Annotated in this window: 16 protein-coding genes; 4 read left to right on the plus strand and 12 right to left on the minus strand. The window is 68.6% G+C overall.

Annotation, left to right across the window (positions count from 1 at the left end; all coding sequences use genetic code 11):
- Positions 1–6 precede the first annotated feature (6 nt).
- The 3 genes from N5C88_RS02335 to N5C88_RS02345 all read right to left on the minus strand — a co-directional run bounded on the left by N5C88_RS02335 (position 7) and on the right by N5C88_RS02345 (position 4,033).
- Positions 7–2,361: a xylulose 5-phosphate 3-epimerase gene (locus tag N5C88_RS02335; protein ID WP_280014596.1), complete on the minus strand. Its 2,355-nt coding sequence runs from the start codon at positions 2,359–2,361 to the stop codon at positions 7–9.
- Between the two features lie 25 nt (positions 2,362–2,386).
- Positions 2,387–3,268: a ribose-phosphate pyrophosphokinase gene (locus N5C88_RS02340; RefSeq protein WP_280014597.1), complete on the minus strand. Its 882-nt coding sequence runs from the start codon at positions 3,266–3,268 to the stop codon at positions 2,387–2,389.
- A gap of 156 nt (positions 3,269–3,424) precedes the next feature.
- Positions 3,425–4,033, minus strand: a complete 609-nt coding sequence (locus tag N5C88_RS02345) for a class I SAM-dependent methyltransferase (protein WP_280014598.1) — start codon at positions 4,031–4,033, stop codon at positions 3,425–3,427.
- A gap of 67 nt (positions 4,034–4,100) precedes the next feature.
- On the opposite strand from N5C88_RS02345, the gene N5C88_RS02350 reads away from it, so the two are divergent.
- Entirely contained in the window at positions 4,101–4,520 is a 420-nt protein-coding gene (locus N5C88_RS02350; protein ID WP_280014599.1) for a RidA family protein, read from the plus strand.
- Positions 4,521–4,633: 113 nt separating this feature from the next.
- Positions 4,634–10,798 (plus strand): autotransporter outer membrane beta-barrel domain-containing protein, encoded by a 6,165-nt coding sequence (locus tag N5C88_RS02355; protein ID WP_280014600.1) that lies wholly within the window; start codon positions 4,634–4,636, stop codon positions 10,796–10,798.
- Between the two features lie 26 nt (positions 10,799–10,824).
- Here N5C88_RS02355 and N5C88_RS02360 read toward each other — a convergent pair whose 3' ends face one another.
- From N5C88_RS02360 to N5C88_RS02390, 7 genes are all read right to left on the minus strand, one after another.
- Entirely contained in the window at positions 10,825–12,402 is a 1,578-nt protein-coding gene (locus N5C88_RS02360) for a serine hydrolase (RefSeq protein ID WP_280014601.1), read from the minus strand.
- Between the two features lie 7 nt (positions 12,403–12,409).
- Positions 12,410–13,582 carry a hypothetical protein gene (locus N5C88_RS02365; protein ID WP_280014602.1) on the minus strand — a complete coding sequence of 391 codons (1,173 nt, stop codon included), beginning with the start codon at positions 13,580–13,582 and terminating at the stop codon, positions 12,410–12,412.
- Complete coding sequence (gene ampH / locus N5C88_RS02370; protein ID WP_280014603.1) at positions 13,579–14,724, minus strand: D-alanyl-D-alanine-carboxypeptidase/endopeptidase AmpH; 1,146 nt, start codon at positions 14,722–14,724, stop codon at positions 13,579–13,581. The genes N5C88_RS02365 and ampH overlap by 4 nt, the downstream gene beginning before the upstream one ends.
- Positions 14,725–14,862: 138 nt before the next feature.
- Positions 14,863–15,780, minus strand: a complete 918-nt coding sequence (locus N5C88_RS02375; protein WP_280014604.1) for a LytTR family transcriptional regulator DNA-binding domain-containing protein — start codon at positions 15,778–15,780, stop codon at positions 14,863–14,865.
- A gap of 108 nt (positions 15,781–15,888) precedes the next feature.
- Positions 15,889–17,970 carry a PIG-L family deacetylase gene (locus N5C88_RS02380; protein ID WP_118931289.1) on the minus strand — a complete coding sequence of 694 codons (2,082 nt, stop codon included), beginning with the start codon at positions 17,968–17,970 and terminating at the stop codon, positions 15,889–15,891.
- 140 nt (positions 17,971–18,110) lie between these two features.
- Complete coding sequence (locus N5C88_RS02385; RefSeq protein WP_280014605.1) at positions 18,111–18,848, minus strand: hypothetical protein; 738 nt, start codon at positions 18,846–18,848, stop codon at positions 18,111–18,113.
- A gap of 67 nt (positions 18,849–18,915) precedes the next feature.
- Positions 18,916–19,794 carry a LysR substrate-binding domain-containing protein gene (locus tag N5C88_RS02390; RefSeq protein WP_280014606.1) on the minus strand — a complete coding sequence of 293 codons (879 nt, stop codon included), beginning with the start codon at positions 19,792–19,794 and terminating at the stop codon, positions 18,916–18,918.
- A 110-nt stretch (positions 19,795–19,904) separates the two neighbouring features.
- Between N5C88_RS02390 and trpB the strand changes: the two genes are divergently transcribed.
- Both trpB and trpA read left to right on the plus strand, forming a co-directional pair.
- Positions 19,905–21,113, plus strand: a complete 1,209-nt coding sequence (gene trpB / locus N5C88_RS02395) for a tryptophan synthase subunit beta (protein WP_059378668.1) — start codon at positions 19,905–19,907, stop codon at positions 21,111–21,113.
- Positions 21,110–21,910 (plus strand): tryptophan synthase subunit alpha, encoded by an 801-nt coding sequence (trpA, locus tag N5C88_RS02400; protein WP_280014607.1) that lies wholly within the window; start codon positions 21,110–21,112, stop codon positions 21,908–21,910. Before trpB ends, trpA begins: the two co-directional genes overlap by 4 nt.
- A 49-nt stretch (positions 21,911–21,959) precedes the next feature.
- Here trpA and N5C88_RS02405 read toward each other — a convergent pair whose 3' ends face one another.
- Both N5C88_RS02405 and N5C88_RS02410 read right to left on the minus strand, forming a co-directional pair.
- Complete coding sequence (locus tag N5C88_RS02405; RefSeq protein WP_280014608.1) at positions 21,960–22,931, minus strand: tripartite tricarboxylate transporter substrate binding protein; 972 nt, start codon at positions 22,929–22,931, stop codon at positions 21,960–21,962.
- Entirely contained in the window at positions 22,928–23,458 is a 531-nt protein-coding gene (locus tag N5C88_RS02410; RefSeq protein WP_059378853.1) for a GAF domain-containing protein, read from the minus strand. The genes N5C88_RS02405 and N5C88_RS02410 overlap by 4 nt, the downstream gene beginning before the upstream one ends.
- Between the last annotated feature and the right edge of the window lie 44 nt (positions 23,459–23,502).

Raw genomic sequence — 23,502 nt, forward strand, 5'->3', positions numbered from 1 at the left:
GAAGGGTTAGGCGAGGTCGGCAGGATTGCCCTTGCCGTCCAGGGCTTGCAGGCGCGGCGCGTCCAGCACGTCTGCCCGGCGCCAGCCCGCCACGGCAGCGGCGGCATCGACTGCGTGCGCCCAGGTGCAGCGGTTGGCGTACAGCATGCCAGGCACGTCCAGCGTGCCGCCGCGGCTGATGTAGCCCAGCGCGCGGGTGCGGGCCGGGCCGCCGTCCAGCCGGCGCAGCACGCCCAGCATGGGTTCGGGGCGCGTATGGCACAGCAGCACGCGCGGCAGGCCGGGCGGGAAGAGGGCGTGGAGGGCGGCGTCAGGTAGCGTGAATACCGCTTCGAGTTCGTCGCGCGGGGCGCGCAGGCGGCCCGGCTCCAGCACCACGGACACGCAGCACTCGTGGCCCAGCGCGGCCAGATGGGCGCGCGCCTTCAGGGCTTCTTCGAGCTGGTAGGCGCCGATGGCGACGAATTGCAGGGCGCAGGCTTGCGGGTCGCCGGCAACGTGGGCCGCGCCTTGCTCCACCAATGCCTGCGCCGCCTGGGCGTCGAAGCGCTGCTTGCCGTCGCGCTTGGACACGACCAGGCAGGCGACCTGCGCGCGCTGCGCATAGACCGCGCGCAGCGCCGCCGCGGCGCTGTTGCCGTCCACCGGGAAGAGCACGCGCGAGGTGTCGGACATTTCACCCAGCAAGGCTTCGCCTATGGTGGGGTCCTGGTGCGATTGCTCGTTCTTGGCGTTTTCCCAGGTATGGGAGGTGACCACCAGCGGTACGGACAGCCAGCCCGGGGTTTGTCCCAGTTCCTTCTGGCGGCGCGCGAAGATGATCTCCTGGCGCAGCAGCCCCAGCATCTTCACCGCGAAGGCCTCGTAGCTGACGATGAGGTTCAGGCCGCCCTTGTTCGCCAGCGCGGCGGCGGCCACCGCTTCCTCGTTCAGGGCGGTGATGACGGCGCCGTGCTGGTCTTCGGCCACGCCGGCCTCTGGATGGTCGACGCGGTGCTTCAGCAAGGCCAGCGCGCCGCCCATCTTGTTGCTGGCCAGTTCGTCCGGATTGCCGATGCGCACGCGCAGGCGCGGATTGGCCCGCACCAGTTCGACGAACCAGCGGTCCAGCGCCGCCATGGCGCTACCCTGGACGCCAGCGGCTTCCCAGGCGGGCTCGGGCAGCGCAGGCGCGTCGGGATGCCGGTGCGCCATGGGGTGCCTGCTTTCCAGCGGACGGCGCTGCGCATCGTGATTGGCCAGCGCGGCCAGCGCCGCGTCCAGTTCAGGCCCCGGGACGAACAGCCGGGCGGCGCTGGCGTTGAAAGCATCGCGGGCCGCGCTGTCGGTGTGCGGGTTGCCGCCCAGCGGCAGGTTGTGCGCGGCGTTGGTGCCGGCGCCGGGAAAGCCGAATCCCTTTTCGGTTTCGGCGATGACGTAGGGCAGCCGGGCAGGGTACTGGAAGCCTGGCGCCGCCAGGCTTGCGGCCAGCGCGTCTTCCGCCGCCAGGATGGCCCAGGCGATGGCTGCCGGATCGCGGCCGTCGACGATGAGCGGATCGAAGCCGTTGTGGCGCAGGTCCTCGGCCAGCCAATGCGCGCCGCCTTCCTGCACGATCTGCGTGCGCTGCTCGATGCGGCGGCCGTTGAGGATCATGACCGGCACGGCCTGGCCGCAATCCTCGGCCCGCCACCAGCGCGTGGCCCAGTCGGAGCCGCGCTGTTCTTCGAACGCGCCGTCGCTCAGGAATGCCACCAGGCTTTCGCCCGGCAGCGGCATATGCACGTATTGCAGGCCGGCAAAGCCCAGGTAGCCGCCTTCCGACACGGCGCCCGCCGTGTTGGGGCCGGCGTGGCTGCCCAGCGGCACGGCAGGCAATCCGCGGGCGTCGATGGCGTAGGAGTAGAAGTCCGTGATCAGGCGTCCCAGCCCGGCTTCGCTGCGGTCATAGCGGCCGCGCTGCGCGGGCGACACGTCGCCGGTCAGGGCGTTGACGGCTTCGATGGCGGCCACGCAATGGCCTTGGCCCATCAGCCAGCCGCGGGTCTTGCCGCTCAGCGCATTGGCCAGCAGGTAGGCGACGAAGGCGGGCGCCATGTTCAGCGATCCGCCGGTGTGGCCTTCGGGATTGGGTTTGAAGTCGCCGGCGACCAGCGGCCCGCCGTTCAGGTCGATGCGGCGCGCGTAGGTCATGTGGGCCACCACGTTCATGGCGGCGCAGCTGAGGCGGTCGGCCGCGGCCAGCATGCGGTAGGCATCGTCCGCGCTGGCGACGCGGCCGCTGGCCGTCAGGCGCCGCACCAGCGCGTCGACGCGTTCGACGGTGTCAGCGCGGTGCTGGATGGGGCCGTGGCCGGATAGCCAATGCTGGCGGAGCGTCATTGCGGGTTCCTTTCAAATCGGGTGATCAATCGCGCAGATTGCGCAGCAGCGCGTTGGCCAGCAGGGACGCGAGTTCGATGCGGTTGCTGGGATGAGGCACGGCGTCGGTGGAAACGACGCGTTCAAAACAGGCGGATACCTGCGCCCAGGCGTCTTCGGCGAAGAGCGCATGCACCACCACGCATTGCGGCGGCCGCATGCCCGCCAGCTTGCCGGCAGCCACCACCAGGGTGCGGCCGGAAGAGGCGATGTCGTCCACCAGCACCGGCGTGTAGTCGCGCCAGGCGGAGAGATCGGGAGCTTCGATGTCGACCTGCCGGTCGCCGCGGCGGGTCTTGCGCAGCACCACGTGCGGTGCGCCGATGCGCGCGGCGATCGAGCCGGCCCATTGCTCGCTTTCCTCGTCGGGGCCGACGATCAGCGGCGCTTGCACATTGCCGGCGATCCAGCAGGCCAGCCGCGGCGCCGCATGCAGCGTGGCGGTCGGGATGGTGTACAGCGCCGACAGCGACGGATGCCGGTGCAGATGCGGATCGACCGTCAGTAGGCGGTCGAAGGTCGCGGACACCAGGCGCGCGAACGACAGCGAACTGACGCTTTCGCCGTCCTGGAAGCGTTTGTCCTGGCGCATGTAGGCCAGATACGGCGCGATCAGGTTGACCTCGGTGGCGCCCAGTTCGCGCGCAGTGTCGGCCGCGAAGATCAGGCTGAGAAAGCAGGGATCCGGCCGGGCCAGCGTGCAGACGATGTCGACGGCGCGCCCTTGCGGGTCGCCATGCAGCCGCACATAGCTTTCGCCGTCGGGAAAGCGGCGGGTTTCGACAGCGCCGAGTTCGCCTTGGCACAGGGCGGCAAGGCGCTTGGCGAATCCTTCGTTGCCGGGTAGCGGGAGGATAAGTCTTTGCATGAATGCCGGGTCCGCCTGATCGAGGTTGGGGAAACCGAAGAGGCCGGGTGGGCCCCGCGCGGCCCTGGAAGGGCCGCGGCATTCTGATTATGGCGCAGGGGCGGGGTTTTTCGACGTCGTACGCCGGTCAAACCTTGATGTAACTCAAAGGTTTTATCAGCGTCGCCGCGCCAGCCAGATGTTCGCGCCGCCGCAGGTCGTATCGCCTTCCACGTGGCGTACCACTTCAAAGCCGGCCTGCCGCAACAACTCGCGGTACTCCGCGGTGTTCAGGCTGCCGTGATAGAGCGGCTGGCCTTCGAATTGGCCAATGGCCTCCCCCAGACACGTTCCGCTGGTGTACATCAGCGCGGCACCCGGCGCGGCGAGGCATTCAAAGGTCTTGAACATGGGCCGCTGGTCTTCGGGCCGCAGGTGAAAGAAGCTGTGCCAGGCGATCAGCCCGTGGAAGGGACGCAAGGGTGGCAGGTGGCGCATGTCCGCTTCAATCCAGCTGTGATCAGGGAACGAGGCTCTTGCCCGCGCAAGCATGGCGTCCGAGGCATCCACACCGGTCAGCCTGCAGCCGCGTTCGATCAGGTGGCGGGCGATGGGGACGCCGTTGCCGCAGCCTATGTCCAGCACCTCGGGAACGGGGCCGGGCAGCAGGTCCAGGAACGCGTCCAGCCAGGCGCGTTCGACCAGCTGCGTGCCGCGCAGTTTCTCGAAGGCGTCGGCATGCTCGCGGTACAGCGTGATCACGTTATCGGCGGGGGAGGTGGACATCGCGACGTTCCCTAGTAGAGTTGCAAATCCGATCAATAAGCAACGCCCGCGTTGCACAAGGACTTCCATGAGCAAGATCGAGCGTCTGCGCCTTCCCGATGACGATCCCGTCTTTGGCGGCAACCGCATTTTCGACCTGTTCCAGTATTCGCCTGCGGTCACGGCCAACGGGCTGGTTTTCATCGCCGGGCAGATCGGCTTGCGCGCCGACGGCTCGCTGCCCGAATCGGCTGTGGAGCAGGCGGACCTGGCGTTCCAGCGCATCGCCGCGGTGCTCGGCCATCTGGGCCTGGATTTTACCGATGCGGTCGAACTGGTCTCGTATCACGTCGACGTCGGCGCCGACCTTGCCGGCTTCCGCGCGGTGAAGGAAAAGTACATACGTTCCGACTTCCCGGCCTGGACCATATTGGGCGTTGCGGCGCTGGCGCGGCCCGAGCTGGCGGTGGAGATCAAGATGGTCGCGGCGGTGCGGGATTCGAAATAGGGCCGGGAGCGGCGACTCATCAGCCCGGATGGTTGATTCGTCATCCGGGACTTGTACGGCGCGCGGCGAACGGCGAATTTCTCAATTTGCCCAATTTCGCCGCAGCCGCCGCCATGATCTCCCCGCAAGATATTTCCCAGCCAGTCCGCCACGGCTTGCGGCTTACCTGGCTGGCCCTGCTGCTGCAGACGGGGATTGCCACCGTTTACGTATTCGGACGCCCGGCCTGGGCGCAGACGGAACCGTTGTCCTATGAACTGCGCGGCGCCGACGGCACCTGCTGTTCCAGCGGCGACCACCCCGACAACGGCCATGACGGCCAGTGGGGGCAGCGCGACTTCGTGCAGACGGACAGCAATCAGCGCATCAGCGCCAATGCACCCGGCCAGACCGGCATCCTGATCGACGTCAGCGGCGGCAAGGGCGGCAACGGCAGGGACGCGGACCCCAACCATTGGGGCGGTAATGGCGGCGGCGGGCGGATCATCGACTACACCTTGGCAGCCAGCACGGTCAATGCCGCCGGCCGCGGGATCGATCTGTATTCCGCGGGGGGCAATGGCGGCCTGTGGGGCAACGCTGACGGGCCCAATGGCGGCTACGGGATAGGCGGCGACGGACACCAGGCGCGAGCCACGTTGAACAACGCCAACGTGGTCGGCGCCGGTTTCGGTGTCGCCGTCCAATCCTGGGGAGGGTCGGGGACTGACAGCGCCATCGCAAAGGGCTTCAGCGGCGCGTACACGTCCGGCCACGGCGGCAATGGCGGCGCCGCGTCCGTGATCCTGCAGGGCACGACATCGGTGACCGCGCGCGGGCCGGGGCCGGCCGACGTCAGCGCGGCGGTGGGCCTGATATCGTCGGGCGGCAACGGCGGCGCCGCCGAACACACGGGCGACTTTGGCGGACATAGCGATTCAGGCCGCGGCGGGGATGCTTCCAGTGTCGTCTTTACCGCGTCGGCAGGATCTTCCGTCACCGGGCTGGGCGACGGCGTGTATGGCGTGATCGCCCGCTCCATCGGCGGGAATGCGTCGACCGCCAACGGCACCGACACCAAAGCCGCCGCAGGCGGCAACGCGGGCTCGGTCACCATGGCCAACGGCGGGACCATCAAGGCCAACGGCAATCGCGGCATTGGCGTCTACGTGCTGACCCAGGGCGGCAACGGCGGCAATGGCGGCCATGGCTCATGGGCCGAGGGACACAATGGCGGCGCGGGCGGATCGCCTGGCGCGGTCACGATCACCAATACCGGCAAGATCACGACCGGAACCGCCGGCACCGTCGGCGCAAAGGGCATCGTGGCCAGCGTGCTGGGCGGGGAAGGCGGTCCGGCCGGCGCCAGCGGCGCGTTCGGACAAGGCGGCAACGGTGGCGCGGGCGCGCTTGCGGGCCAGGCGATCACCATCACGAACGCAGGCGCCATCAGCACCCTCGGCAACGACGCCGCCGCCGTCATCGCCAACAGCGCGGGCGGCGGCGGCGGGCTGGCCTCGTCCAGCAACGGCATCATCGCCGTGGGCGGCGGGCATGGTGGCACGGGCGGTTCGGGCGGCGGCATCGCCATGGCCAACAGCGGCGGCATCGATACCTCGGGCGACAACAGCGCCGCGGTGCTGCTGCAAAGCATAGGCGGCGGTGGCGGCGTGGGCGGCGACGCCAACAGCACCGGCGTGATCGCGTCGGTCGCCATCGGCGGCACGGGCGGCGCGGCGGGCAACGGCGGCCTGATCCAATTTTCCTCGCAAGGCAGGATCCAGACCCGGGCCGGTAACGCATCCGGCGTGATACTCCAGAGCATAGGCGGCGGAGGCGGCAGCGGCGGATCGGCCAATGCGGTCGGCGTGGGCGTGGGGCTGAACGTGACGGTGGCTACCGGGGGCAAGGGCGGCAGCGGCGGCTCCGGCGGCACTGTGTTATTCACGCAGGCCCGCCAGGGCACGATCACGACCGTGGGCGCGCACAGCAATGGCGTGTTGGCGCAAAGCATAGGCGGCGGGGGCGGCAGCGGCGGACTGGCGAATTCCCGCGTCGTCACGATCGCGCCGCAAGTGGGCGACAACCCGAGCGGCGCCGTCACGGTCGCGGTGTCCAACGGCGGCGCGGGACAAGGAGGCGGCGATGGCGGCACGGCGCGGGTCACGAATGAAGGCGGCATCCGCACCTCGGGCGCGCAAGGCAACGGCGTGGTGGCGCAGAGCATTGGCGGCGGCGGAGGCAATGGCGGCGGAGTCCTGGCGCCAGTCAAGACGCCGGTCATAGGCAACACGCGAATCGATCTGCAACTGTCCGTGCGGCATGGCGGACAGGGTGGGCAAGGCGGCAGCGGCGGCCGCGCGCAGGTCGGCAATGCGGCGACTGGCGTCATCGCAACGGCGGGGGCGGGGGCGGCAGGGATCGTCGCGCAAAGCATAGGCGGCGGCGGGGGGAATGGGGGCATCGTCCAGATGCACGACGCCGCCAGTTTCAATGACATCCTGGGCGCGCCGGGCAGCCTGGCCGGCCTGTTGGAGAAGGCGGCGGACTGGCTGGAGAAGGGGCCGGAACTGGCCTTCAAAAAGGCCGTCAGCCTGTCCGTCGGGGTCACGACCGGCGGCAGCGGTGGCGCGGGGAACGCCGCAAGCGCATTCGACGTGCGCAACGACGGCGCCATCGCGACGGCGGGAGACCAGGCGCCGGGCATCCTGGCGCAGAGTATCGGCGGCGGTGGCGGCAATGGCGGGGCGATAGATTCGGCCGGGGCGTCCACCCTGCTGTCCAGCATCGATGCGCTGATCAATGCCGCCGCGTCCGGCGCGCAGGACCTCTATACGGTGGCGCTGCCTCAGACCAGCATCACCCACCAGACCGGCGGCAACGGCGGCGCGGCAGGCGTGGGCGGGGGGAGCGCGTCCGATCCGGCCATCGTCACCAACACGGGAACGATCGCCACGCAAGGCAGCGGTTCGGCTGGCATCGTCGCCCAGAGCATAGGCGGTGGCGGGGGCAGAAGCGCGGCCAGCGGCCAGGACCTGCAGGCGGTGGTCTCGGCCGGCGCCGGCAGCCAGGCGCCCGAGATCATCGACAAGATCACCCGCATCGTCGGCATTCTGGGAACCAAGGGCGGATCGCTGCTGGGGTCCCTGATCAACGTGCGCAACGGCGGCGTGGACGGGGCCAGCGGCGCGGGCGGCGCAGTGACGGTGGACGCCAGCGCCGCCACCAGCCGCATCGGCACGCAGGGCCGTCAGGCGCCTGGCATCCTGGCCCAGAGCGTGGGCGGGGGCGGCGGCATATCGGTGGTCGATCAGCCCTTGTTCCTGTGGAGCCAGACCGCCGCGACCGTCGCGCTGGGCGGCGACCCCGGGGAGGGCGTGTCGACCAGCACGGGCGGGGCGGTTGGCGTCGTTCATGGCGGCGTTCTCTCGACGGACGCGGGCGGCTCCGCCGGTATCGTGGCGCAAAGCGTGGGCGGCGGGGGCGGCGTCAGCATGCTCGCCCTGCGCAAGGCCAGCCTTGCCGCCATCCAGCAGCAGGCTACCTTGGCGGTCGTCCTGGGCGGCGAGTATCCGTCCAACACCAACGGATTCAACCTGGTCCAGGTATCCGGCGGCGCGGTGAGCGTGGCGAACAATACCGGCCGCGTCGCCACGCAGGGCTGGTGGGCGCCGGGGATCATGGCGCAGAGCGTGGGCGGAGGCGGCGGCATGGCGGCGGCGTCGTCCAGCGCGTCCCTTGGCGGCGTCGATATCCAGTTGGGCAGCACCGCGAAAACCGGCATGGGGGCCTTCCTGGGCAACGCCACCGGCGCCGGGGGCAACGTCAACGTCACGAACACGGGCGGCAGCATCGCCACGAGCGGCGCGCTGTCCTTCGGCATATTGGCGCAGAGTATCGGCGGAGGCGGCGGGTTGGTCACGCTGGACGACGGCGCGGGGCCGGCTGCGTATGCCGTGAACATCGCGTTCGGCGCCAGTTCGCCGATGCAGGGACCGGGCGGCGCGGTCAGCGTGACGCAGGACGTGGGCGGACGCATCGTTACGGCCGGCGTCAATTCGCACGGCGTCGTCGCGCAAAGCATAGGCGGCGGGGGCGGCATCGCCGGCTTGGCAACGCAGCCCGGCCTGGTGACGCTGAAGCCCGTCTCGTCTCCCGCGCAAGGCGGAGACGGCAACGCCGTCAACCTGTCCATCGCGGGGCTGATCGCGACCTCGGGCAAGGGCGCCGCCGGGATACTGGCGCAGAGCGTGGGCGGCGGCGGGGGGCTGGCGGGCGACCAGTCATCCGCGCAATACACGACCGGCCTGATCCAGAACGCCGGCCTGACCGGCGGCAAGGGCAATGGCGGCGCGGTCAACGTGGCTATCGGCACGGGCGGCACCGTCCAGACCTCGGGCGCGAACGCGCCTGCGATCCTGGCGATGAGCGTGGGCGGGGGCGGCGTGTTCAAGGACGGCAACCTCTACCAGTACAGCACTCCCGGCAACGAACTGGCCTATGGCGGGCCAGTAAGCGTGGACATCGGCCATGCGGCGCAGGTGGTCGCCACCGGCGCCAATTCGCCGGCCGTGGTTGCCATCAGCAATGGCGCCTATGGCGGAGGCCGGGCCATCTCGATCAACCTGGGCCAGAACGCCCTGGTCAGCGCCAGCGGCGCATCCGGCACGGGTATCCTGGCGATCACGCCACTTGCCAGCACCACCATCACCAACGCCGGCGTCATCCAGGCCAGGACGGCCATGGACGTGGCCGGCGCGGCCGTCGTCAACAACAATGGGATCGTGGCGGGCGACGTGCTCCTGGGCGGCGGCAGCATCTTTCACAACAACACCGGCGGCACTTTGTACAGCGGCGCCCGCTTCCAGGGCGACCTGGACAGCGCCGGCATCCTGAATCCGGGCGGACCGGGCGTGTACACGACCACGCGCATTACGGGCGCGCTGAACCATACGGGAACCTACCGGCCCGACTTGAATTTCGGCGGCCACGACAGCGACTTCATTTCGGTAGCGGGCGCTTCGACCTTCGCGGGCACCGTCAAGCCGGTGCTGCGCAATCCCGTGAAGAACGTATGGCTGGGGATAGGCCATTTCGACGCCGCGCAAACCAGCGTTCCCGCGACCGCAAGCGACAGCCCCCTGTTCATCTACGCGCTGAAGAACAATGGCGCGGGCGGCCTGCGCGACCCGCTCATTTCCGTCGACGCCAACTTCACGCCTGCGGCGTTTCCGCTCACCGCGGATCGCGCGAGGATCGCGATTTCCCTGCAGGCGCTGTGGAACCAGGGGAAAGCAAGCGATGCCTCCACCTTCGACAAGTTCACGGGCGTTCAGAGCGCGGACCAGTACCGCGACGCCCTGAACCGCATCGCCCACGACGGCCAGTTCGCCCGCGCCGCCAACCAGATGCATGCCTCCTACGCGTCGATGAACCGGATGATGAGTTGCCCGGCGTTCGTCGGCGAAAGCACGATCCTGCGCGAAGGCGATTGCGTCTGGACCCGCCTGGACACGAACTGGACCGAACGCAAGGCCACTTCGGACGACGAGGGTTACCGCGTGCGCCAGAGCACGCTCACGCTGGGCGCGCAGCGCGAGATCGCCACCAATTGGTTCCTGGGCGGTTCGTTGAGCTATGCCTACGGCAAGACCACGTCGGCCGCCGACTTCTCGGGCAATAGCGACACCTACGCGGGCGGCCTGGCCTTGAAGTACAACAATGCGCCGTGGCAGGTCTCGCTTGCCGTGCATGGCGGCGTGGAGAAGAGCAGGATGTCGCGCGGCACGCTGGACGGCACGGCCAAGAGCAAGCCGGAGTCGTCATTTCTGGCGGCCAGGCTGCGCACCGCCTACGAATTCAGCCAGCCGTCCTGGTACTTGCGGCCCTATGTGGATCTGGACGTGAACCACATCCGGCAGGAGGGCTACAGCGAACAGGGCGCGGGCGCCTTGAACCTGAAGGTGCGCGGCAACGACACGACCTCGTTCATGGCCTCGCCCATGGTGGAGCTGGGCGGGCGCAAGGACCTGGCCAGCGGCGCGACCTTGCGCTCGTACGTGGCCGGCGGGATGAGCTTTCTGAGCGGCGGCGACGTCGTGACCACCATGCAGCTCAGCGGCGCGGGCGCGACGCCCTTCACGCTGCGCTCGGGCATGCCCAGGACCTATGGCAACCTGGCGGCCGGCCTGGAATACGTCACGCCCAAGGGCGTGGAGCTGAAGACGGAATATGCCTTGCGCGGCAATGGGGAATACCGCGACCAGTCCCTGACCCTGCGCGCCGCCTACCGCTTCTGAGCCGGCGGCGCGGCGGGGCGCGGCGGCTACTTGCGGACCCAGCGACCCTGGCCGCTGTCGTCGTAGAACTTGATGTCGAAGCCCTGGGCCCGTCCCTGATCCATCCTGAAGACGATGGACGCCAGCGAGGCGACCAGTTCGGCTTCGCCCACGGGCGCGAAAGCGTAGGTGTCGCCGTCCCAGTGCCGCAAGGGGATGCGCATGCCCTTGGGTCCCAGCACCAGGGTCAGGGCGCCGTTGGCCTCCTGGATCTCGGCGGGGCCGTAGTAGGGGTTGTCGAACCTGCCGGTGTATTGCGACAGCGCTTTCGAAGCTGCGGGCTTGGCGGGATCGGCCTGTCCGGACAGATCGGCCTGGGGTTCGAAGAACGCCTTCATCGCGCCGTTGTAGGCCGCGAACCAGTCGCGCGTGGGCTTGCCGTACAAGGCGGTGTCGGTGAACGATGCCGCGACGGATTCGGCCGCGCCCACCGGCGCGCCATTGGTCAGCACCACGATGCCGATGCCGGCCGAAGGGACGATGCGGAAGGTCGTTCCCGTTCCCATCAGGAAGGCGCCGGAATGCCCCATTGAAGGGCGTCCGCCCAGTTCCGTGTTGACATTGAAGCCATAGCCGTAGAAGCCGGAGCGCGAGTCCAGGTCATGCGCGCGGGCGCTGAATGCCTGGGGGGAGAGCGCGGGCAACAGCGCGCCGGGGGCGATCAAGGCCTTGCCTTGATATTGCCCGTCCGCGAGTAGCAGCTTCAGCCATTCCGCCAGGTCGACGACGGTGGAGGACACGCCGCCCGCGGGCGCCTGCTGATCGGCGTTGCGCTGGCCCGCGGGCACGAAGCGGCCGTGCTGGTAGGCGTGCAGCACGGCGCGATTGTCGCGCGCCTCGAAGTCGCCGTAACGGTAGCTGGTCGACTTCATGCCCAAGGGCTTGAAAAGTTGGTCGTCGGCCAGTTGCTCCCAGGGGCGTCCGGCGGCCTTGGCCACCGCTTCGGCGCCGATGGTGGTGCTGAAGTTGGCATAGTGGTAGGACGTGCGGAAGGCGTCCAGCGGCAGCAGGCGCAGGCGGGCGATCACGTCGCCGCGGCTGAAGCCCAGGTCTTCGAGATCGTCGCCCGCCGTGCCCGGCAGGCCGGAACGGTGCGCGAAGAAATCGCCGATCGTGGCGCGTTCGGACACATAGGCGTTGCTCAGCCTGAAGTCCGGCAGATAGCGCGAGACCGGATCGTCCCAGGAGGCGCGGCCCTTGGATACTTCAATCGCCGCCACTGTCGCCGACAGCGACTTGGAGATCGATGCGATCTGGAACACGGTCTGCGCATCCACCGGCGCCTGCTTGCCGGCCTCGCGCGTGCCGTATCCCTGCGCCAGCACGGTCTTGCCGTCGATGACCACTGCCACGGCCATGCCCGGCACCTGGCTGCGCCGCATGATGTCCGCGACGATTTGCGGCAGTTCCTGCACGGCGCGCTCCTTGCTGCCAGGCGGGATGGCGACGGCGTCCGCGGGCGGATTCGGCGCGCTGGCGATGGGCACGGGCTGCGACCAGACGGCCGTGCCGCCGCCCAGCGCAAGAAGGATGATTCCGGTGACGAGCGTGTGTTTGCGGTTCATGATGGCCTCAGAATCCTGCTTGGTAAGCGATGCGGAAAACGCCCTGGTTGATGCGCAGGGCCTGGTCGCGCTGATGCGTGAGCCCGGCCTGCACGATGAATCCCATGGGGGTGACGTAGGTGACCGCGCCTGAAATGCCCCAATCCGTGTCGTCTTGCAGGCCATGCTGCGCCAGCTTCTGGCCGTTGCCGGAAAGCTTGCGCACGGCGGCCGTCGCGGTCAGCTGCCAGCGGTCGCGCGACAACGAGACCGAGGTCACGCCGTTGCCGTTGGACACGGGGGCGCCGCGAAAGGCGCTGGAATAAGTAGCTTCGTTGAACCAGCTGAGATTCCACGAGTTGGCCAGCGGCGCGTCGTAGCGCAGCCGGGCCGACACCGTGTTGGCGCTTTTCCCTTGATTCGGATCCAGATGCAGCCGGCCCGCGTCCAGCCCGCCCGACAGTCCTTCCAGTCCGGGCAGATCGCGGAAATCGTAGGAAAGGATGAAGGACTTCAACTGGTCGCTGAACATCGGCGGCTGATCGGGCCCGATGAGGCCGCCGTCCAGGCTGAAGCGTCGGTTCATCGCGGTGTTGTCGCGCTTGAACAGCATGGCGGCCACGGAGTGCGTTCCGCGGCCCGAGGTATCCAGGGTGTAGCGCCCGCCCAGCCCGATCGAGCCGCGGAATTCCGAGTTCTCGTTGAAGCCCGTGTATAAGCCATCGATCACGTGCCAGGCGTCGCCAAAGCCCAGGTCCATCTTGCCGCCGTACAGCGCGTAGTTGTCCGCGGTATAGGCGGCGAACAGGTTGTCCAGATTCACGCCCAGGTCGGAAAACGCATTGTCCTTGGTGTCGTTGGTGGACGAGTTGAACGTCGCCTTGGTGCGGATCGAAAACTGCCGCGTCAGCTGCAGCACCAGGGCCGCCTCCGCAGTGGGCTGCACGCTGCTCCAGTGCGAGCGGGGAAGCTGGCCGTTGTCGTCCTGCACGCCGAAGAAACCGGTATAGCCGGTCATCAGCAGGAAGCGGCCGTTGAGCCGCGGATAGGTTGCGCCGCCCTCGCCCAGCTCGCTGTAGGGCGTGAGGAAGATCTCCGTCTTGAAGATATCCCGGGCTTCCTGCGCGCACGCGCCTTGCGCGGCCACGGCCAGCAGCGCGGCCGCTGCGGCCTGGCGCAGCGGCCGGCGGGGTCCGTTCACCGCGCCAACTCGGCCGCCAGTTCACGCACCTGGGAATGGATGTTGTTGAACATGGCGAAGTTCACGCGGCTGGCGACGACGAACACGCCCAGCCCGCGGTTGGGCGACAGCACGGCGTAGGACATGAAGCCGCCCAGGCCGCCGCTCTTGCCCAGCAGCAAGGGCGTGCCGTTGCGCGGCAGGGTCACCACCCAGCCCAGGCCCATGCCGTCGGCATCGGTGACTTCCGTGCCTACGACGGACTTCAGTCCGTCATAGGGCAGCCACATCGTGTGCGCCAGCAACGACGCCTGCTTCGATTGTTTGGCGCCGTCCAGGTGCCAGCGCATCCAGCGCGCCATGTCGTCGGCGGTGGAGTAGATGCCGGCGCTGGCGTACATCACGTCAGGCACAGGGGCATTGGGATCGGGCTTGTCGAAGGGATCCAGGCCGGTCATCAGGCGCTTTTTCTGCGTGTCGCTCAGCGCATTGGTGGTGTCGGTCATGCCGGCGGGTTTCAGGACTTCGTCGGCCAGCACGGTCGAATAGTCCGCGCCGCCGGCCTTGGCCAGCGCATCGCCCAGCAGGCCGAAGCCCAGGTTGGAATACAGCGTGGTGGTGCCGGGCACGTAGGCCGGCTGGTGGCTGCCGACCCACTTCCAGTAATAGGCGCGGTCGAACGCGGCGAACGGATTGTCGGAGGGCTTGGCGTCGGGGTTGGGCAGTTCACGCGGCAGGCCGGCCGAATGCGTGGCCAGGTCCAGCAGGGTCAGCGGACGGCCGTTGGCTTGGACCTTGGCGTTTTCCGGCGCATAGTTGGCCAGGGGATCCGTCAGCTTCAGCTTGTCCTTGGCCGCCAGCGCCGCCAATACGTCGCCGGCGAACACCTTGGATACCGAAGCGATCCTGAAAATGGAGCGGCCGTCGGGTTCGACGCCGCTGCCTGGCGCGGTTTCGCCATAGCCCTGAATCACGACCTCATCGCCGCGCACGGCCGCGATGATCAGTCCCGGCGCGCCCGAGTTCAGGTACAGCTGCATGCCGGCCATGGAGACGGCATCCTGCAGTGCCAGGTCGGCCGCGCGGGCCTGGCTGGCGCCCAGTGCGCAGGCGGCGCTCAAGGCTAGGGAAGTGATGCGCGGCAGGATGCGGGATGTCAGCATGCGGTTCTCTTTGCGGGACTGTGGGAACGGCTGTTCCTTTGCCTGCGATGATCCCAAAAACCCGTTGCGCGGCCACTTGCGGCAGGACGAAACAACATGCCGGCATGACGAACTGCATATTTCGCAGGCTCGCCCGGTTCAGATTCCCATGCGTTCGCGCAGCGGTTTGCGGTATGAGCGCGACACCGGCCAGGTCTCGTCCACGGCTCGCATCCGGATCAACCACTTGTCGACGCTGCGGCGGTCCACGTCCATGACATGCAATGCGTTTGCAATGGCGGTGCGGTGTACACGGAAGAAGGTCTGTTCCGGCAGCAGGGTCGACCATATGCCGAGCGCGCGCGAGTCCAGCACCATCGACCCGTCTTCCAGCCAGATCTCGCTGTAGTTGCCCGCCGAGCGCACGCCCACGATGGTTTCGGGCTGCACGCCGCGGACCACGCCGCGCATGCTGAGATAGATCACGGACGTGGCGCTGTCGTAGCGTGGCGTGCGTCCGCGTTCGCGGCTGTTGCCGTACTTGGCCTGGCCGATCAGGTTGGCGCATTGGTAGAGGGCGCGGACCTCGTCGGCGGACCAGGTCCGGTGCCGCACGGTGGTGTCGAAGCCGATGATGCCGTAGAGCTTCTTGTCGTGGAAAACCGGCACGCTCAGTACGCTCTTGTTGCCCTGGCGCTGGAACTCGACCTGGATGGCGCGGGCGGTGCGGGGCAGGTCGTTGACGTCGTGGATCGCGACCGCCTGGCCCTTGACCATGAACTTGTGCAGCCAGGCGATCAGCGTGGTCGGCACGTCCTGGAGTTCGGCGACGAAGGGCTCGGTCATTCCGCGGCACCATTCATGGGTATTGCGCAGGCGCAGCATGTCCGGGCGGTACTCGATCATCCAGGACCGGTCCACGTCCGAGGTCTCGCCCATGTAGGCCAGCTGTTCGGAGATCGCGTCGTCGGCGGGGAGCTTGAGCAGGCTCATCGCGCAGTGGTAGAGCCAGTCCGACGAGGGGTCGGGTTCGAGCAGGGTGGGGGTGTGAGTCTGGTACTGGACTGCATCCTTCACTTGCGGTTCCCCCCTTGCGGCGACATGGCGCTTGGCGCGCGCGGGCCGGACCCCGCGGCTAGGCGGGATTTTCCCTCCGGTAACGAGGGATGACAAGAACCGAAATCATCACCGCACCGTGGTCGGCGTCGCCGCCTGGGACGCTTGCGTCGGCATGCGGCCTACGCTGAGCGTGCCGGGATCCTCGGCAGAGGGGCGCACCACCGCCGCCTTGTTGGCGTCATTGGCGCCGAGCTTGGGCAGGTCGATGGGGCGCGCGGCCACGGTTTCAAAGGGGCCGCCGCCAGCGGATGGCACGCCCTCCAGGGTGACGCCGCGGGTCCAGTTGCCATCGTGGCGCGACAGCACCTCGTAGCGCTGCGGGCCGCCGGTGGCGCGGGCGACGATGTAAAGCGTGCCGTTGACCAGATTGAGCGCGGGCGGCGAGGCCGCCTGGGCGTCCAGCTTGGACGGCCTGCCGTGCTCCACCAGCCAGAGCTGTCCGCCGGCGCGTTCCAGTAGCGCGACCATGACGTTGCCGCTGGCATCGGCGCTGATGGCCGGGCGGCCGATGTAGGGCACGCCCATGTCGGTCGGAGAGCCCCAGTCCATGTCGAGATCGGTGGTGTCGCCGGTCTCCATCAGCCGGGTCAGGTGGTTGTTGCCGCGCTGGCGGAAATAGAGTTCGACGCGGTTCTGGTGATTGCGGATCGCCGCCAGGCCGCCAGCGGCCTGGGGCGCGGGCACGCGGCGCCAGTCCTGCCATTCGGGGAGCTGGCTCTTGGCGGCAGGCAGTTGGCGGGTGTAGTAGAGCTCGCCAGTCCCGGTGATCGCGAAGATGATGTAGCGTCCGTCGCCACCCAGCGCCGCGGCCGGGGAGCCGGTCACGCCTTCCAGCGGCGGCAGGTCCTGCCAGGCGCCCCAGCTGCCGTCGATGCCGGACGGGGTTATCCAGTGCAGCAGCCCGTCGTAGCCCAGCGCCACGGCGGCGGCCTCGCCGCGCGGCGCCACGGCCGGGATCTGGGTCACGCGCAGGCCGCCCAGCGCCTGCCAGCCCTGCCAGGTGCCGTCATGGCGCTGCTTGTTGGCCCATACGCCGCCCAGCGGGTCGCGCGCCATCAGGCCGGCCGTGCCATCGGTATGGCTGAACGAGACCAGCGGCCCGCTGGTGCGCCCGCCCAGGCTTTGCCAGCGGCGCTCGCCGGTGTCCCAACGGTTCACCGCGCCATTGGTTTCGCCAGCGGCGAACACCACCATGCCGCCGCGCCCGTCCGGGTAGAGCTGCGGCGCGATGTCCTGGCGCGACACGTAATAGGCGCGCTGGACCCAGGCGGCCGCCGGGCCGGCGGGTTCCTTGCAGCCGGTGGGGCCGGCGCAATAGTGGTAGTCGTTCCAGGCGTAGTGCTGGAAGATCAGCGACTTGCTGGCGATCTCCGCCTGGGTCAGGTTGGTGGCGCGTTCCTGGCTGGGGTAATCGACATAGCCCATCTCGGCGTAGTTGCCGGGCGCGCGCAGCATGGCTTCGCGCGCCAGCCGGGCGCTGGCGATATGGTCGGGATGGCCGTGGCCGGCGCAGCGCCAGCACAGCTGCGTGTAAGGCACGGCGATGGTGTCGTCGAGGTGGCGCACCGTGGTCGGCGCGTACTGGCGGATCAGGTCGGCCAGGGTGTCGATCAACTGTTCGCGCGTGTAGGACTCGGCATAGGGGCCCAGCGTGTCGACGTTCTGTCCGGGTACGGATTCGGTGCGGCTCAGCGGCGTCAGGCTGCCCCAGCCCTTGCCCAGCCACGGATCCTTCAGGCGCATGTGCCAAAGCTGCACGCGCGGATTGCCCTTGAGGGTAAAGCGCGCGATGCGCCGTCCGCCCGCGGTGCCGGAGTCTTCTTTCCATTCGTCCGGTTGATGCGCCATGTAGGCATAGGCGGAGCGCACGCCGCGTTCGCGTCCCAGCATGTAGCTTTCGCCTTCGCCGGCATCGCTGGCGGTCAGGTAGACCAGCCGCACGCAGCCCCCTGCCTGGATGTTGGAGGCGATGTCCGGGTTCATGAACAGCAGGTCGTCGTCCAGGTGGGCGACGAAAGCCATATCCTTGATGCCATGGCATTGCGCCAGCGTCGGTGGCGCGGCGTAGGCCTGGGCGCAGAGCAGGGTGGCGACGGTACAGAATAGCGCCCGGCCAACGGGGCGCAGCATGGCCAACAAGACGTGCATAACGGGGCGCAGCAGAAAAGGCGCGGCGCGTAAAGGGTATTGAGGTGAGACCAGTATAGCGGCGCGGAATTGCAATAAATGGGGGCGGTACAGGCCGCTTCGTAAGCTCGGTCGCGGCCCGGCACGGCCCACTGCGCGCGCTAGCGAGCCGGCGCGGTTGCCGCCTTGTCGCCCCGGTACGGGCTGAGATCCAGCCCCGCCTGCTGGAAGCGCCGCACGATTGCCGGCAGTTGCTTGCTCTGGCTGGCGCCGTCGACGCCCTGGATGGCCTGGCGGCACGTCTCGATGTCCTTCGGGCAGCCGTGGCCGGGCGCCAGCAGGCTGGCGTACACCGATATATTGACGGCCAGCTGGGACACCTGGATGTCGGTCGGCTTGCCCAGGTAGAAGCCGTCCAGGTCGCGCTTCAGGCGGGCGGCTTCCGCTTTGCCGGCAGGGGCCGCGTCGCGGCAGTCCATGAAGGTGGGGGAATGGTCGACCCACTGCATGCGGCGGCATGCCAGGGCCAGGTGCGCGGACGGCGTGAGGCCGGCGGGCAGATGCGCCCGGACCGTCGGCGATCCGGCGGTGGCGAACGATACGGCCTGTCCGTCCCTACGCTTGCCGGCATCGATCGGGCCGGCGATCAGCATGTTCATATCCAGCGACGCGGGAAAGCGCGCGGTCGGGCCGTTGGCATAGGCCCGGGACACGGTTTCGGCGGTCGCCGCGGGCAGGCCGAGCCTTGCTCCGATAAGGCTGTTGCCGCCTTGCAGGTAGGTGTCGAGCTCGTCGCGCAGCACCGCTTCCAGTACCGCCGCCTCGGTGGCGGAAAGACTGTAGGCGGCGCTGGCTAGCGTGGGGACCACCAGGCCCAATATCGCGCAGAGCTTTTTCATGGATATGTTTCGGCGGTGTGGTTCGGCGCGCAAGCGTAACCGGTTTGCGCGCGTTGCGTGGATGGCATCAGTTCGCGCCGGCGCTGGCCAGCAGCCAGTCGCGCAGGCGTTCGTGCGCGGCGTCGGCGCGGACCGCATCCTTGCGCAGGCACAGGCTGAAGGCCGCGCCGCTTTCGACGAAGCCCAGCGGCGCGGCCAGCCTGCCTCGGTGCAGTTCGGCTTCCACCAGCACCGCCGGCGCGATGGCCACGCCCAGCCCGGCCGCGGCGGCTTCCAGCATGTGGCCCAGATGGTCGAACTCGCGCCCGGCTTGCCGTGGCGTCAGCGCGATGCCCTGGCGCGCCGCCCAATCCTTCCAGGCGTCGGGCCGCGAACTGGTGTGCAGCAGCGGCATGTCCTGCACGTCGGCCGCGCTGCGGATACGCGCGGCCAGGGCCGGGGTGCAGACCGGACCTATGGTTTCGGCGAAGAGCGGCGTGACATCCCATTCTTGCGGCCAGGCGCGTCCGGCCAGGATCAGCGCGTCCACGCGCTGCGTGTTCAGCAGGGCGGCGTCGGCGGCTGTCTGCAGCCTGATGCGGATGTCCGGATGCAGGGCTTCGAACCGGTCAAGCCGCGGGATCAGCCAGTTGGAAAGAAAGCTGGCGGGCGCGCCCACCGCCAGTTCCGCTGGCTGCGTGCCGCGCCTGAGTTCATCGCAGCGGCGTTCCAGCAGGTCGAAGGCATCATGCGCGGCGCGCTGCAGATCCAGGCCCGCCGCGGTCAGGTGGACGCGCCCGGCGCGGCGCTCGAACAAGGCGCAGCCCAGCCAGTCTTCCAGCTGCCGGATCTGCTGGCTGACCGCGCTGTGGGTCACGCAGAGTTCCTTGGCGGCCAGCGTGAAGCTTGCCTGGCGAGCCGCGCTGTCGAAGAAGCGCAGGGCATTGAGGGACGGCAGGCGTCGCATGGCTGTTAGCTGGCCTTACATGTATGGGAAATAAATCATTGATTCAAATAAATTTTTTGTGAAGATAGCATAAGGCAAGTTATCTCTATCCCGTCACGGAAAACTTGCCCATGCCATCCGCCATCCATCCGGCCGCGCCCGACAGCCGAGGCCAATTCGGCCCCTACGGCGGCCGCTACATGCCCGAAACGCTGGTCCCCGCCCTGGACGAACTCGAACGCCAGTTCAAGGCGGCTTTGGCGGACGAAGCCTTCTGGCAGACCTACCGCGGCCTGCTGGCCGACTATGTGGGCCGGCCGAGCCCGCTGTTCCTGGCCCGCGGCGTTTCCGAGGAGCTGGGTGGCGCGCAGGTCTACCTCAAGCGCGAAGACCTCAACCACACCGGCGCGCACAAGATCAACAATTGCCTGGGGCAGATCCTGCTGGCTCGCCGCATGGGCAAGCGCCGCATCATTGCTGAAACCGGCGCGGGCCAGCATGGCGTGGCCACTGCCACGGTCTGCGCCCTGTTCGGCCTGCAGTGCGTGGTCTACATGGGCGCCGAGGACATGGAGCGCCAGTCCGTCAACGTGCGCCGCATGCGCATGCTGGGCGCCGAGGTGCGCGCGGTGCATGCCGGCACCGCCACGCTGAAGGACGCCATGAACGAGGCCTTGCGCGACTGGATCGCCCACCCGGCCGACACGTACTACCTACTGGGTACCGGCGCCGGACCGCACCCTTATCCCTGGCTGGTGCGCGAGTTCCAGAAGGTGATCGGGGAGGAGACGCGCCAGCAGATCGCGGCCAAGACCGGCCGCATGCCCGACGCCATGGTGGCTTGCGTGGGCGGAGGCTCCAACGCGATGGGTTTCTTCTATCCCTTCCTGGAGCTTGCGGACGTGCGCCTGTACGGCGTGGAAGCCGGCGGGCTGGGTCTGGCCAGCGGGGCCCACGCGGCCAGCATCAGCGCGGGCTACGAGGGCGTGCTGCACGGCTGTCGCAGCTATTACCTGCAGGACGAAGACGGCCAGATCGTCAACGCGCATTCGATATCGGCCGGCCTCGACTATCCCGGCGTCGGTCCCGAGCACGCCTTGCTGCATGATCGCAAACGCGTGGACTACGTGTCGGTCACGGACGCCGAGGCCGTATCGGCCTTCCATTGGCTGACGCGCAAGGAAGGCATCCTGCCCGCGCTGGAAAGCGCGCATGCGCTGGCCTACGTGCGCAAGCTGGCGCCGCGGATGGGGCGTGACGAGATTCTCGTCGTATGCCTGAGCGGACGCGGCGACAAGGACATGGACACGGTGACTCAATTTGGCGAGGTGGCGGCATGACCCGGCTTGATCGAACCTTGGCAGCGCTGCGCCAATCCGGCCGCAGTGGGCTGGTGACCTATTTTGCGGCGGGCGATCCCGATCCCGCCGCATGCCTGGAGCTCCTGCGCGGCTTGGGCGCGGCGGGCGCTGACGTGATCGAACTCGGCATGCCGTTCAGCGATCCGGTCGCGGACGGTCCCGTGCTGCAACAGGCCAACGTGCGCGCGCTGGCCGGCGGCCAGACCCTGAGGCGCACGCTGGCCCTGGTGCGCGATTTCCGCGAGGCGGACGCGCATACGCCCGTGGTGCTGATGGGCTATCTGAATCCCATCCTGCGGCGTGGCGTTGACGGCTTTATCGAGGACGCGGCCGCGGCGGGCGTGGATGGCCTGATCATCATCGACCTGCCGCTTGAACACGCTGACGAGATCGGCGGCGCGGCGCGCGCGCATGGCCTGCATCTGCTCCGCATGTCCGCGCCGACGTCCGAGAACGCGCGGCTGGCGGGCTTGCTGCGCGACGCCAGCGGCTTCGTCTATCACATCATGCTGGCCGGCACGACGGGTGCCGACCTGCCCGACGAGCGCCGCATCGCCCAGGACTTGGAGCGGCTGCGTTCGCATACCCGGCTGCCGGTGGCCGCGGGCTTCGGCGTGCGCTCGCCCGACGAAGCCCGGCTCGTCGCCAGGCATGCCGATCTCGTCGTGGTGGGTTCGCGGCTGGCGCAGGTGTTGGCCGAGCAGGGCGTGGCGGGCGCCCTGGACGAGGTACGCGGGCTGGCGGCAGCGTTGCGGCGGCGAGGCGCCGCCGCATAGTCAGGCCGCCCGGCGGGTGTCGGTCCGGCGCATGTCAGCCCCAGGGTTGTCACTGCACCTTGAGCTCGATGTCCCGTGCGACCTCTCCCAGGCGGGTGAAATCCGCCTGCGCGCGTTCCCTGGCCTGTTGCGGCGCATTGGCGACGATGACCCAGCCCAGATCCTTGAGCTTGCGTTCGGTGTCCGCGCCTCTCAGTCCGGCGACCAGAGCGCCGTGCAGCTTTTCGATCACGGCATCGGGCGTGCCCTTGGGCGCGGCCAATCCGAACCAGCCCGCCGGCACCAGGCCGGTAATGCCCAGCTCCTTGGCCGTGGGGACTTTGGGATAGCCGTCGAATCGATAGTCGCTGGTGACGAACAGGGCCGTGGTCTTGCCCGCGCTGACGTAGGGAATCTGCGAGGCCGCGTTGTCCATCATCGAATCGATGTGGCCGCCCATCAGGTCGTTGACGGCGGGCGCGGCGCCCTTGTACGCGACGATGTTCAGGTTCAGGCCAGCCTGCTTGGCGAAGGCGGCCTGCGTCAGGTGGGCCTGCGTGCCCAGACCGGCGTTGGCCGAGGTCAGGCCGGCGGGCTTTTGCCGCGCCAGCGCCTGGAAGGCGGCGTAGTCCTGCGCGGGGAAATCCTTGTTGACCACGAAGACGAAGGGCACTTCCACCGCGATGGAGATATGCGCCAGGTCGTTCACCGGCTGGTAGCGCAGCTTGTAGATGTGCGGATTGACGGCGATGGTGCCGCTGGCCGACAGCAGCAGCGTATAGCCGTCGGGCGCCGCGCGCACCACGTGCTCGGTGGCGATCGAACCGCCGGCGCCCGGCCGGCTTTCGACGATGACGGGCTGGCCCAGCTGCTTTTGCAGCGACTCCGCGATCAGGCGCGTCAGCGTGTCGGAAGCGGAGCCGGGCGCGTAGGGATAGACGATGGTGATCGGCTTGGCCGGGTAGGCGTCCGGCGCCGCCTGGGCGGCGGCGGGGCCCAGGCACAACAGCAGGGCGGCGATATGGCTGCGTAGGCGCTTCATGATTTCCCCTTGTGGTTTTGGGAGGTTCGGATGATGTCCTGTACTACGGGTATGGCCAGCGCCGCATACCAGCCCAGTTCCGCGAGCATGTCGCGCCGGTACCAGCCGGCCTGGTGCAGCAGATTCAATGAGCCCAGCGTCCGCCCGTTCCAGCGCACCGGCACGTTGACGGCGCTGGCGCAGCCCAGCGAGGCGATCAGTTCATGGTCGGGAAAGGCCCGTTCGCAGTCGCCGCGATCCATGCACAGGCGCGCCTCGCCTTGCTGCACCACGGTGGCGAAGAACTCGCTGTCGTGGCGCATGGGCTTGCTGCCGCCGGCGGGATAGGCCGCGGGCTGGCTGGAGTAGTAGCGACGGTTCAGTCCCGCCTCCCAGTCCAGCACCAGCACGGTGAACAGGCGGTAGCCGATGCGCTGCTGCAACGCCTGGCCCAGCGCGCGCAGGCCGGCGCCGGGCTGGCCGTCCAGCGCCAGGCCGCAGGCCACGGCTTGCAGGGACGATTCGGAGGAAATGGAGACTGCGGTCATGGGGCCATCTGGGGCGATTCGGGAGGTGCCCATTTTGGGCATGA

The organism is Achromobacter sp. GD03932, assembly GCF_029839485.1.
GTDB classification, from domain to species: Bacteria; Pseudomonadota; Gammaproteobacteria; order Burkholderiales; family Burkholderiaceae_B; genus Achromobacter; species Achromobacter bronchisepticus_A.

Bases quoted from the DNA above. Each gene is read 5' to 3' on its own strand.
- ampH (WP_280014603.1), bottom strand. From the start codon at position 14,724: ATGCTGACATCCCGCATCCTGCCGCGCATCACTTCCCTAGCCTTGAGC.
- N5C88_RS02350 (WP_280014599.1), top strand. From the start codon at position 4,101: ATGAGCAAGATCGAGCGTCTGCGCCTTCCCGATGACGATCCCGTCTTT.
- N5C88_RS02380 (WP_118931289.1), bottom strand. From the start codon at position 17,970: ATGCACGTCTTGTTGGCCATGCTGCGCCCCGTTGGCCGGGCGCTATTC.
- N5C88_RS02360 (WP_280014601.1), bottom strand. From the start codon at position 12,402: ATGAACCGCAAACACACGCTCGTCACCGGAATCATCCTTCTTGCGCTG.
- N5C88_RS02335 (WP_280014596.1), bottom strand. From the start codon at position 2,361: ATGACGCTCCGCCAGCATTGGCTATCCGGCCACGGCCCCATCCAGCAC.
- N5C88_RS02410 (WP_059378853.1), bottom strand. From the start codon at position 23,458: ATGACCGCAGTCTCCATTTCCTCCGAATCGTCCCTGCAAGCCGTGGCC.
- trpA (WP_280014607.1), top strand. From the start codon at position 21,110: ATGACCCGGCTTGATCGAACCTTGGCAGCGCTGCGCCAATCCGGCCGC.
- N5C88_RS02405 (WP_280014608.1), bottom strand. From the start codon at position 22,931: ATGAAGCGCCTACGCAGCCATATCGCCGCCCTGCTGTTGTGCCTGGGC.
- trpB (WP_059378668.1), top strand. From the start codon at position 19,905: ATGCCATCCGCCATCCATCCGGCCGCGCCCGACAGCCGAGGCCAATTC.
- N5C88_RS02345 (WP_280014598.1), bottom strand. From the start codon at position 4,033: ATGTCCACCTCCCCCGCCGATAACGTGATCACGCTGTACCGCGAGCAT.
- N5C88_RS02340 (WP_280014597.1), bottom strand. From the start codon at position 3,268: ATGCAAAGACTTATCCTCCCGCTACCCGGCAACGAAGGATTCGCCAAG.
- N5C88_RS02355 (WP_280014600.1), top strand. From the start codon at position 4,634: ATGATCTCCCCGCAAGATATTTCCCAGCCAGTCCGCCACGGCTTGCGG.
- N5C88_RS02385 (WP_280014605.1), bottom strand. From the start codon at position 18,848: ATGAAAAAGCTCTGCGCGATATTGGGCCTGGTGGTCCCCACGCTAGCC.
- N5C88_RS02390 (WP_280014606.1), bottom strand. From the start codon at position 19,794: ATGCGACGCCTGCCGTCCCTCAATGCCCTGCGCTTCTTCGACAGCGCG.